This is a genomic window from Bacteroides sp. OM05-12, assembly GCF_003438995.1.
Lineage (GTDB): Bacteria > Bacteroidota > Bacteroidia > Bacteroidales > Bacteroidaceae > Bacteroides.
Map to the genome: position 1 here is coordinate 22,954 of NZ_QSUN01000021.1, position 11,811 is coordinate 34,764.

The following is an 11,811-nucleotide window of genomic DNA, read 5'->3' on the forward strand; positions in this document are numbered from 1 at the left end:
AGTTAAAACTTGATTTTGGGCGCTTCTTCAAGGTTAGCTCTTTCCGTACCTAAGTCGAACATCATTTCTTTGTGGAAACCAAACATTCCAGCGATAAGATTGGACGGGAAAGTCTGTACAGCGTTATTGAGTTCTCTGGTAGCAGAGTTAAAGTAACGGCGAACGGCTGCCAACTTATTTTCTATATCGGATATTTCTCCTTGTAACTGCAAGAAGTTTTGATTGGCTTTTAAATCGGGATATGCTTCAAGGGTGATTTTTAATCCTGCCAATGCAGAACTGAGAGCATTTTCCGCAACAATTTTATCATCAATGCTTTTGGCGTTGATGGCTCCGTTTCGTGCGCTGACCACACGGTCTAAAGTCTCTTTTTCATGAGCCGCATAACCTTTTACTGTTTCAACAAGCTGTGGCACAAGGTCGTGGCGTTGTTTTAGTTGAACATCAATATCGGCGAAAGCATTTTCACGATTGTTTCGTAGTTTAACCAAGGTATTGTACATAGAAACTATAATGATAGCTAAAAGGGCAATTATGCCAACAACGATCCATACTGTCATAACTTAATTTTGTTTTTGGTTAATAATAGATGAGTCAAAAGTAGTATAATAATATGGAAAGTGGGCTTTATCCATTAATAAAAAATATTAATACTCTGACTATTCATGTTTAAATTCTATTCGGTGATATTCTAATAGTTGCCGGGTATGGCATTTTCGATATTTTTTTATGATAACTTAGAGTGTAAGCATACGGTCGATCGTTTACAAACGATAGGAGTTTATGAACAAAGGACCGTATCTTTGTCTACAAACGACCTGATGTTTTATAAATTGCACAAGGGAGCGTTGCTTAACACTCAAGGGGGTGATGACTAACGCCCAAGGGAGTGATAGCTTACATCTACGGGGGCGTAGGCCAACACTCCCTTAGGCGTTTTAGCTTGCTTATTTTGCTGATTCAGCTGTTTTAACTTTTACTTATACTTGCCTTCACCTTATCACTATTTACTCTTATGTCATTGATTACTATTTAACTAGAGTGAAGGCACTACTTTTTTGAACTGCACCCCAAAAGTTGGGCGATAATTTTGTCAAAAATAGAATCTGTGTGGTGAAAATAGTTTAGATAAAGTTCATTTCTATAACTTTAGTGTGACTTGCATTAGTGGTTTCTACACCTAAAAACTGTTTTTTTAGGGTGTAAAAATGTTCAAAAAGTGAGAATTGTCAATTATCCCCCCTTTTATTGACGAAAATAAGGTTATCGTAATGTATAACTATTCGTAACATTGCATCGAGAGAATTAAAAAATATTATTGATTAAAAGGAGGGACGGTATGAAAAGTGTTAGTTTTAGAAAAGACTTGTTAAGTATACAAGAAGAGCTACTGAGATTTGCCTATAAATTGACAGCAGACAGAGAAGAAGCAAATGACCTGTTACAGGAAACTTCATTGAAGGCGTTGGATAATGAAGACAAATATATACCAGACACAAACTTTAAAGGTTGGATGTATACCATTATGCGTAATATATTCATCAATAATTATAGAAAAGTAGTACGCGACCAGACATTTGTAGACCAAACAGATAATCTATATCATTTGAGCCTTCCGCAAGACTCGGGTTTTGACAGTACGGAAGGTGCGTATGATATCAAAGAAATTCACCGGATAATGAATGCACTTCCAAAAGGATATAAAATCCCGTTTGCCATGCATGTTTCCGGATTTAAATACCGTGAGATTGCCGATAAGCTGAATTTACCTTTGGGTACGGTTAAAAGTCGTATCTTCTTTACCCGTCAACGCTTACAAGAACAACTAAGAGATTTTGTAGAATAGTTTCATATAATAATAGTAGTATTTTGTTGTGATAAGGAGTAAGTCGAAGTGATTTCGATTTGCTCTTTTTTTATTGTAATAAGGGGAAGATGCCAACCATATTTCTTCAAGTTACAAAGTTATAAATATTAATCAAAAATCCTAGTGCAAAAGATTCTTTTTTGACAATATGATATAAAACATTAATATTACGGTGAAAAATATAGCATTTTTAGATGAATTGTTGTTTGTGTTTTGCTATATTTGTAGAAGAATGTTTTTAACCTTGTTCTTTGTTACCTTTTAGACCTTTATACGATTATGAAAAAGGAAATCAAATTCAGTCTTGTTTACCGAGACATGTGGCAATCTTCAGGAAAGTACCAGCCTAGAGCTGACCAATTGGCACGTATAGCACCTGTAATTATTGAAATGGGATGTTTTGCCCGGGTGGAAACAAACGGTGGAGCATTTGAGCAAGTGAATCTGCTTTATGGAGAAAACCCCAATAAAGCCGTGCGTACTTTTACCAAACCGTTTAATGAAGCGGGGATACAGACGCATATGCTTGATCGTGGTTTGAATGCACTTCGTATGTATCCTGTTCCCGCAGATGTGCGTAAACTTATGTATAAGGTTAAAAAAGCACAGGGAGTGGATATTACACGTATATTTTGTGGATTAAATGAAGTAAGAAACATCATACCTTCCATAAAATATGCATTGGAAGCCGGAATGATTCCGCAGGCTACTCTGTGTATTACGTTCTCACCGGTGCACACAGTAGAATATTATTCAGCGGTTGCCGATAAGTTGATTGAGGCGGGAGCACCGGAAATCTGCTTAAAGGATATGGCAGGAATCGGTCGTCCGGCAATGTTGGGTAGGCTAACAAAGTCTATCAAAGAGAAACATCCGGAGGTAATCATCCAGTATCACGGACACTCCGGTCCCGGATTGTCGATGGCTTCTATTCTTGAAGTTTGTGAGAACGGTGCGGATATTATAGATGTGGCAATGGAGCCTATGTCATGGGGAAAAGTCCATCCGGACGTGATCTCCGTTCAAGCGATGTTGAAAGATGCAGGTTTCCAAGTGCCGGAGATTAATATGAAAGCATATATGAAAGCCCGTAGCTTGACTCAAGAATTTATAGATGACTTCTTAGGTTACTTTATGGACCCGACTAATAAACATATGTCTTCCTTATTACTTGGATGCGGACTTCCGGGAGGTATGATGGGGTCGATGATGGCAGACTTGAAAGGCGTTCATTCCGGTATAAATTTGATATTGAAAGGTCAAAACAAACCGCCTATGAGTCTTGATGACTTATTGGTGATGTTGTTTGATGAAGTTGCCTATGTATGGCCGAAGTTGGGTTATCCTCCATTAGTTACTCCTTTCAGCCAATACGTGAAGAATGTATCGTTGATGAATGTGATGCAATTAATAAAAGGAGAAGAACGTTGGACAATGATTGATAATCATACTTGGGATATGATTTTGGGAAAGAGCGGACGTTTACCGGGAGAACTTGCTCCTGAGATTGTAGAGCTGGCAAAATCTAAAGGATATGAATTTACGGATACAGACCCGCAATTGAATTATCCGGATGAACTTGATACTTACAAGAAGGAAATGGATGAAAACGGTTGGGAATATGGCCCGGACAATGAAGAATTGTTTGAATTGGCTATGCATGACCGTCAATACCGCGACTATAAATCTGGTGTAGCTAAAAAACGTTTTGAGGATGATTTGCAACATGCCAAAGATGCGGCAATGGCGAAGAATGGATTCTCTGAAGAAGAAATAAAGAAAGTTAAGCGTGCTAAGGCCGATCCTATTGTTGCTCCTTCCAAAGGTCAGGTACTTTGGGAAGTTGCAGTTGAAGGTCCTTCTACAGAACCGTTCATCGGACGTAAATACCAGCATGACGAAGTGTTCTGTTATCTTTCTACTCCATGGGGTGAATATGAGAAAGTGATAACAGGATTCACCGGACGTATCGTTGAAGTTTGTGCCAAACAGGGCGCTATCCTTAATAAGGGCGATGTGATTGCATATATTGAGCGGAGCGAAATATTTGCTTAAAATATAGAAGGGGAGGATTTCATTGGTAATTGGAATCTTCCCTTTATTATATTATTTATTGTTGAAATTTGACCGTTTGCATTCCTACAAGCTTATCGTATCTCCCACCGAAGGGGCGATGATATACTAATATCATATATTCGTTTTCCGTCTCATAAAAGTTTCCTGCAGCCGGTCCTGTCTCGCCTTTTGTGCTTCCGTCCGGAACAAATAAATACATATAATTATATGCTCCCTGTTTTAGCAATTGTACACTTTCGTAAGCATGTGCTTCAGGATTGTAAGTCAGCTTGTAGGAAGGAATAAATCTGTCATTGGTAAATTCTCCTTGTAGATAGAAATTACCTCCCGTCAGAGGTTCTTCCCAATCCAATGTAAAATGCACAAATAGGTAATCAGCTTCGGTTTCATTGTCTTCGGCAAGGTTATAACGGATATAAAATCTTCCATTCTGATCTACATCAAAACTGTAATTTCTTCTAGCTTCATCAGGAAACAGAACAGCATGGTAGTAAGGATCAAAGAAACGAATATAGTCTACACCTTGTGTGGCATAGTGCACGTTTGTTATTTCAAAACGGCGGTATTCATTGCCTGCATCAAATATAAGGTTTTGGTTGTGGACATACTGTAATAATCCGGGAGATTGGTAGGTCGGAGTAATATTCGTTACCATATTGTCCCATCGCTGATTTTGGAATACTTGTACTTTTAATTCGTTGAAAGGATTACTGATACTGTATCCGCTATAGTTTATGTTGAAACTTACCTGTTGATGCGATGCATTTGTGTCAATATCTGTGTTACTGCTTACTGTTGCTGAGACACCTACTTGTTTTTCGATAACAGAAAAACAGGCGTTAAGAATTGGCTTGTCATTTTCATTGTCGTCATAAACGGTCAATATATAATTGCCTGAAGCTGTAATCTGAACGTCGTCATTGGGCAGAAAAAGCTTGTAATGCGTATATTGCATGGTAGTATTGAATGAATTCTTATAGTCATCTATCGTATTGTTGTTAAATCCGTTCAGGTATTCGATTTCCGAAAGACCTGAGGGACTCCAGTCTGCATTGCAATGTGTTATTTTATAAATATAGCGGTGATATTGATGGGTTAGCTCATCAAAAGATATTTCGAGGTAATCTTCCGGATTTAAACTCACAATGGGAGGGGCCATCCAGTCTCCGTTGGCAATGACCTGTATTGTTTTTACGTCCGGTACCAGAATCTCATTACGCTGGGCTTTTGCCATAAAAAGGGTAAAAGATAATAAGAATATCGTGATATAGGTTCTCATAAGCTTTTTGTTTATTAAAACACAAATGTAGGCAAAAAGATTATGTATATTATGTGAAAAGCCTCAATTTATTCAATAAATATAGTATATTTACAGATAAAAGGATTAGGAATTGTATATGCAGAGAAGATTCTTCTTATGGGTTTGTTTATGTCTGCCTGTTTTGTCGTGGGCTGATGAAATAAATTATCTGAAAAGAGATAGTCTTGAGATTGTCAGCCTTTTAGATAAAGGAAAGAACTTGGAACCTACAGAAAGTCGTGTCCTTTTTTTTGCAAAACATTTTATAGACGTCCCTTATAAAGCGGGAACTTTAGAGCAGGAGAAAGAGGAACGGTTAACTATAAATTTGAGAGAACTGGATTGTACAACGTTTGTAGAAACAGTCTTGGCATTGACTTTGGCAAGTAAGGAAGTGAATGCCGATTTTAATGGTTTTGTGTCCGCATTACGTAAAATCAGGTATCGTGATGGAGTAGTAGACGGCTATTGTTCACGTCTCCATTATTTTACGGATTGGGCCCAGGATAATCAGAATAAAGAGCTGATTTTGGATGTTTCCGATGAGTTGAGCGAAAAGCTTTGTATAGAAACTCCAAATCTAAATTACATGTCTTCACATTGCTCTGACTATCCACGTTTAAAAGATAATCCTGCAAATTTGCAGAAAATAAAGGAACAGGAGCGGCGTTTATCTCGTTTGGCGGTGGTGTCCATACCAAAAGAATTATCGGAATTCTCGAAAATATTGGATAAGATAGCAGATGGAAGTATCGTTGCATTGACAACGGCGATTGAAGGACTTGATGTCTCTCATTTGGGATTTGCCGTTCGTTATAAGGGTAAGATACATTTATTACATGCTTCATCTGTGTATAAGAAAGTTCTGATAGATCCGCTTTCTTTGGAAGAATATCTACGAAGACAAAAGCAGGTATCAGGAATACGAGTTTTAATGATGTCTCTTTGATTTGTTTTTCGGCTTTTGTTCCATCGGTGGGAATGGTTCGATTAGTTTCATCAGTCTTAATATTTGTTGTTGTCGTTTTAGTAAATAAGGTGTAGGTTTACCGGAATTGAAACGGATCGGATTGGGTAACGAAGCGGCAATTAAAGCGCATTGTCCTGCTGTTAGTTTTTGGGCTGTTGTATTGAAGTGGTATTTGGCAACGGCTTGTGCACCATAAATACCTTTTCCCATTTCAATGGAATTGAGGTATACTTCCATGATGCGTTCTTTAGACCAGCATAATTCGATTAATACTGTGAAGTAAACCTCAAATCCTTTTCGCACCCATGATGATTTGGGCCATAGGAAAACATTCTTGGCAGTTTGCTGGCTGATTGTACTGGCCCCTCGTTTCTTTTTTCGATTCTCGTTTTCTTTTACTGCTTTTTGTATTTCAACGAAATCAAATCCATTGTGAGTGGCAAAGCGGTTATCTTCTGATGCGATGACTGCCATTGGTAACTGTTTTGATATCTCATTGAGAGGAACCCACGCGTGTTTTAGACTAGGTTTTTCTCCGTGTATAATCTGCTCGGTGCAACGAATTGCCATAAGTGGAGTGATATAGACAGGAATAAAGCGATAGGCTATAACTGCTAATATCGTTGAAAGGAAAAAAAATAGTAATAGGTTTCTTATAAATCGTAGAATCTTTTTGAACATTGTTCTATATATCTTGAATGTGCTTTTACAATTATAAATCGTTTTATCACGGAGGATATTGCTAACTCCTTGGCAAAACGATTTATTAAATTAAATATTTGAATGAAGTTCTGTTTTATCCATTGGCTTCAGCTTCGGCATCTTTGATCATTTGTTCGCTGGCATACATGTATATTTCTACCCGTCTGTTTTGCGCGCGTCCAACCTCGGTTTCATTACTTGCAACAGGATCACTCCAGCCTTTCCCTTCAACATATTTGAATTGACTGCCGGATACTCCCATACTTCTTAAATAGTTTTCAACGGCTTGTGCACGTCTGGTAGAAACAGTTTGATTGGCTTCAAAAGTACCGACATTATCTGTATATCCGTATATAGCAATGTCCATGGTCGGGTTTTCTTTTAGAATATTGGCAAAACGGGATAATGAGTTCTTTGCGTTGGTACTCAATGTACTGGAGTTAAATCCGAACAGAATACCCGAATCAAAAGTTACTTTTACGGCTTGAAGGCCGTTGGAATCGGTAATCTCCTGCACTTGAGCACCTTCTATGGCTTTTGCCTGTGCGGCAGCTTTATCCATCTTTTTACCTATGAGTACTCCTGTTGTAGCACCGATTGCTGTGCCGATTGCTGCTCCTATCGCTGCCCCTTTACCTTTTCCAAAAAGTGCTCCGATGCCGGCTCCCACTGCTGCACCGCCTCCTCCACCAATCATACCGCCTTTGGCAGTATTGGTCATTCCGCAGCTGGCTAATAGTATAGCTGCGCTTAAAATAATCGATAATGTTTTAATCTTTTTCATATTATCATACGTTTAAATTGTGATAATTAGTATTTCAGAGTAAAAACAGCACAAAGATAGTGATGTTAATAACTCCTTGTATAGCTTGATATAATTTTATTTTATATAGATTGTTCATAGTTGTTACAATACTTAATATTATATATGGCATTTTATTATAAAAGGGTTGATATTTCAATGAATAATTTTAATAAGTAGTTATAAAGTATTGTCTATTCGCGATTTATTTTTTATATTTGCAAATATGCTACTCAAGCATATTTTTAAAATTCACGCGTGTAAGACGACTTTTATTGTAAATCTCTTGTGAGAGATTCTTTTTAAACTTTCCTTATTCTGGTTAGTTTTTGATATAGACATAGTATTAATTTAGATTCAAGATTGAGCTTATGAATGAGAGCAATTTATTGAATTATACCACATCTCAATTGAGAAAAGTGTATAATAGGAATTTTCCCTGGTTGGTAGCATTAGCTACAGGATGTACTGATATAACGCAATTTACGGAGGAATTACGTAGCTATATAAAGAATAAAGATAATCCGGCGGCGGAGCAGATTTTAATTATGCTTGATTATGAAGGAAAATCTGTTTATGAACTTTCTATGGGTAAGCAATTAGATATCAATTCATTTGCCCATTTATGGAACTTCTTGAAAGGTAACTTATCAGACAGTATTACTACAGATATATTACTTGATTTCTATCATTTGTTCTCACAAATGGAAAATCCTTTTTATATAGTTCCGGATAAGAAATTATTAAAGCGATGGATGAGACGATGGGAAACCGGATTGGATGGAGAAGTGATGGGAATAAGAGAAAAAAGTAAAGATCGGATTATTTGTTGTCTTATAAAGAAAATAGAACGTAGAACAAGCCCACACTCCAAATATCTTTTCCCGGAGGGGATTTGTTATGAAGAGAAGTATTCCATCGTGTTGAAATGGTGGAATGAAGCACGTTTTCATTTGGCTATGGCGATAAAAAGCCCTACGGAATTAAATTGGTTTTTAGGTGAATCTTTGTCCGCTGAAACAATGTCTATATTGATTTCTGCACGTAAAAAAGGAATACCGTTTTTTGTAACTCCGTATTATTTGTCATTATTAAATATTGAGAATGAAGGGTTTGATGACTCCACTATACGTACCTATATCGTCTATTCCCGCAATCTGGTTGAGACGTATGGTCAGATTCGTGCTTGGGAAAAAGAGGATATAGTTGTTGGGGGAGAACCGAATGCCGCTGGTTGGTTATTACCGGAAGGACATAATATTCATCGTCGTTATCCGGATGTGGCCATTTTAATTCCGGATTCGATGGGACGGGCTTGTGGTGGATTATGCGCTTCTTGTCAGCGTATGTATGACTTTCAAAGCGAACGCCTGAATTTTGATTTCGAATCTTTGAAGCCCAAAGAAACATGGGATAAGAAACTGAGAAGGTTGATGCATTATTTTGAGGAAGACACGCAGTTGAGAGACATCTTGATAACAGGTGGTGATGCGTTGATGAGCCAAAATAAGACATTACGTAATATACTTGAAGCTGTTTATAAAATGGCATTGCGTAAGAAGAAAGCTAATGAAGGACGTCCCGATGGAGAAAAGTTTGCAGAATTGCAAAGAGTGCGTTTAGGTACAAGATTATTAGCTTATTTGCCATTGCGTGTCAATGAAGAATTAGTTTCTATCTTGAAAGAATTTAAGGAAAAAGCCTCTGCCATAGGAGTGAAATCTTTTATTATTCAGACCCATTTTCAATCTCCGTTAGAAGTTACTCCCGAAGCTAAAAGAGCAATAAAAAGTATTCTTTCCGCAGGTTGGATTATTACTAATCAATTGGTTTATACGGTAGCTGCTTCCCGTAGAGGACATACGGCCAAACTGAGACAAGTTTTGAATTCAGTAGGAGTTATTGGATATTATACTTTTTCCGTAAAAGGCTTTGAGGAGAATTATGCCATGTTTGCTCCCAATAGTCGTTCGATGCAAGAGGCTAAAGAAGAGAAAATATTTGGTCTTGTTCCCTCGGAAAAAGAAGAAGAACTTTTGACGGCAGTACAGGGCAAAAGGTTATTATCTGAAAGTATGAATCGTTTTTTGAAGGAGAATCAATTGCCTTTTGTTGCGACGGACAGAAATGTCCTTAATTTACCGGCAATAGGTAAAAGTATGACTTTTACTACAGTAGGGATTACTGAAGAAGGAAAACGCATATTAAAATTTGAACATGACAGAGGAAGGAAGCATAGTCCGATTATAGACCGGATGGGAGAAGTATATATTGTTGAAAATAAGTCTATTGCAGCTTATTTATCACAGTTGGCATCTATGGGAGAGGATGTAGAGGAATATACTTCCATTTGGGATTATTCTAAGGGAGTGACGGAACCTCGTTTTAAAGTCTATGAATATCCTCCTTTTGATTTTAAGACTACGGAAAAAATGACTAATCTACGACTTGACTGAGTGGTGTTGTCAGTATCTTGCGCTTAATAATAGTAAACCATAAAGAGGCTATAATTCCCTTCATGATACTTGTGATGCTGATAGACCACCATATTCCGGATATTCCCATACCTATTGATACAAACAAAAGGGCTAACGGAATTCTCAAATAGTTGCACGAAATACTGATAATGGCAGGTGGTATCGTACGGCCCGTTCCGTAAAACATACCTTGAGTCGTAATCTCCAGCATCATGAACAGTTGAGAATACCCGGAAATTCTCATATATACTCCTCCGGCAAGATAGGCTTCCGTTTCCGGAACAAATATGGAAAAAACTTCTTTCCCGTAAAATACAAAAAGGAGAGTACATAATGTTCCGAAAATAGAAGTCATCCAAAGCGTTGTCTTATATGCTTTTATAATACGTATATTCTGTCGTGCCGCATAGTTTTGGGCAATAAAAGCACCAAGAGCAGTAGAGAATCCTTGCGACGTATTCCAAGTAATAGCTTCAATTTGTCCTCCGGTAGTGAGCGTCATTAATCCGATATGTCCTCCTTGTTCAGAGGCCAGGCGTCCCATGAACATATTGACAAAAGCAAATAGTGTATTAAGTATGGCAACGGGAAGTCCGATCTTAAAAATCTGTTTGGAATATTTCTTTTGTAACCGGGTTATAAATGGGAATCCTCCCAATAACGTTTTCCTATATTTTAATTGATAGAGAAATAAAACAAAAACGCAGGCTTGGGATACCCATGTTGCAACAGCTGCCCCTATGGTCCCCCAGTGGAAAACAAAGATAAATAAAGGATCGAATATCATGTTCATAATCAATCCGATACCACTGATGACAAAAGGTGTTTTGCTTCTTCCCGAAGCATTGTATATTCCGGTAAAGGTCGCGGATAGGAAGACAAAAGGCAATGCCGTGGAAATAATTCGCAGATACTCAACTGCGTTAACGGATATATCAGCTTTCAGTTGATAGATATTGATAATCGGCCGGGCAAATGAGAATAGGAGAGCAGCCCAGCAAATGGAAATAAGCAGGGAAATCGTTATGTTATGAGAAGCGAATGCTTTTGCTGCTTTTTCATTTTGAGATCCGATTGCCTGACCTACACTTACTTCAGAGCCAACTTTGTTTAATAAAGAAATGGATCCAGACATCCATGTCAATATTCCAACGGAACCAACAGCAGCTACGGCCTCACTACCTATACGACCTACCCATGCCATATCCGTTAAGCTGTATGCCATTTGAATGAAGGAGGTAGCCATAATAGGCATTGCCAAATTAAATAGTTGTTTTAATATCGGACCTTTCGTTAGATTCTTGGTTCCCTGCATTGGTCATTGTATAAATGAAGTGCAAAAATAATCAATATTTCCGTAATGAATAATATAACATATTTGTAATTTGTTTGTAAGATGAACTTAAAGGGAGTAGATTACTTTTGGATAACTTTAAAAAAAGACGTATGGAAAATAATGAAATGAAAGAAGAAAGAAACAATTTTATGATTATCAGTGTGCTAATGCTACTGTTGAGCTTGTTCTTTTTATTCTATTTGGGAAATTCTCTATATCATATGAAACAAATGATGTGGAACCAGAATCTCATTGAACATATTGAATAGGTAAATCGGCTG

The 11,811-nt window shown here is 37.5% G+C and carries 9 protein-coding genes; 4 read left to right on the forward strand and 5 right to left on the reverse strand.

Annotation, left to right across the window (positions count from 1 at the left end; all coding sequences use genetic code 11):
• Nucleotides 1-2: 2 nt before the first annotated feature.
• Nucleotides 3-560, reverse strand: a complete 558-nt coding sequence (locus DXB63_RS13850; RefSeq protein ID WP_122127010.1) for a LemA family protein — start codon at nt 558-560, stop codon at nt 3-5.
• Nucleotides 561-1,339: 779 nt separating this feature from the next.
• Between DXB63_RS13850 and DXB63_RS13855 the strand changes: the two genes are divergently transcribed.
• A complete protein-coding gene (locus DXB63_RS13855; protein ID WP_122127011.1) occupies nt 1,340-1,846 on the forward strand; it encodes an RNA polymerase sigma factor in 507 nt (168 codons plus the stop codon).
• 300 nt (nt 1,847-2,146) lie between these two features.
• Entirely contained in the window at nt 2,147-3,922 is a 1,776-nt protein-coding gene (locus tag DXB63_RS13860; protein ID WP_122127012.1) for an oxaloacetate decarboxylase, read from the forward strand.
• A gap of 55 nt (nt 3,923-3,977) precedes the next feature.
• Here DXB63_RS13860 and DXB63_RS13865 read toward each other — a convergent pair whose 3' ends face one another.
• Complete coding sequence (locus DXB63_RS13865; protein WP_122127013.1) at nt 3,978-5,222, reverse strand: DUF5103 domain-containing protein; 1,245 nt, start codon at nt 5,220-5,222, stop codon at nt 3,978-3,980.
• Between the two features lie 118 nt (nt 5,223-5,340).
• On the opposite strand from DXB63_RS13865, the gene DXB63_RS13870 reads away from it, so the two are divergent.
• Nucleotides 5,341-6,192, forward strand: a complete 852-nt coding sequence (locus DXB63_RS13870; RefSeq protein ID WP_122127014.1) for an N-acetylmuramoyl-L-alanine amidase-like domain-containing protein — start codon at nt 5,341-5,343, stop codon at nt 6,190-6,192.
• On the opposite strand, the gene mtgA is transcribed toward DXB63_RS13870, so the two are convergent.
• On the reverse strand, nt 6,175-6,894 hold the full coding sequence (mtgA, locus tag DXB63_RS13875) for a monofunctional biosynthetic peptidoglycan transglycosylase (protein ID WP_178300695.1): 720 nt from the start codon (nt 6,892-6,894) through the stop codon (nt 6,175-6,177). The two genes, DXB63_RS13870 and mtgA, sit on opposite strands and share 18 nt — an antisense overlap.
• A 115-nt stretch (nt 6,895-7,009) precedes the next feature.
• Nucleotides 7,010-7,699, reverse strand: a complete 690-nt coding sequence (locus DXB63_RS13880; protein ID WP_122127016.1) for an OmpA family protein — start codon at nt 7,697-7,699, stop codon at nt 7,010-7,012.
• Between the two features lie 389 nt (nt 7,700-8,088).
• On the opposite strand from DXB63_RS13880, the gene DXB63_RS13885 reads away from it, so the two are divergent.
• Nucleotides 8,089-10,173 carry a KamA family radical SAM protein gene (locus DXB63_RS13885; protein WP_122127017.1) on the forward strand — a complete coding sequence of 695 codons (2,085 nt, stop codon included), beginning with the start codon at nt 8,089-8,091 and terminating at the stop codon, nt 10,171-10,173.
• On the opposite strand, the gene DXB63_RS13890 is transcribed toward DXB63_RS13885, so the two are convergent.
• Nucleotides 10,154-11,509 (reverse strand): MATE family efflux transporter, encoded by a 1,356-nt coding sequence (locus DXB63_RS13890; RefSeq protein WP_122127018.1) that lies wholly within the window; start codon nt 11,507-11,509, stop codon nt 10,154-10,156. The two genes, DXB63_RS13885 and DXB63_RS13890, sit on opposite strands and share 20 nt — an antisense overlap.
• Nucleotides 11,510-11,811 lie beyond the last annotated feature (302 nt).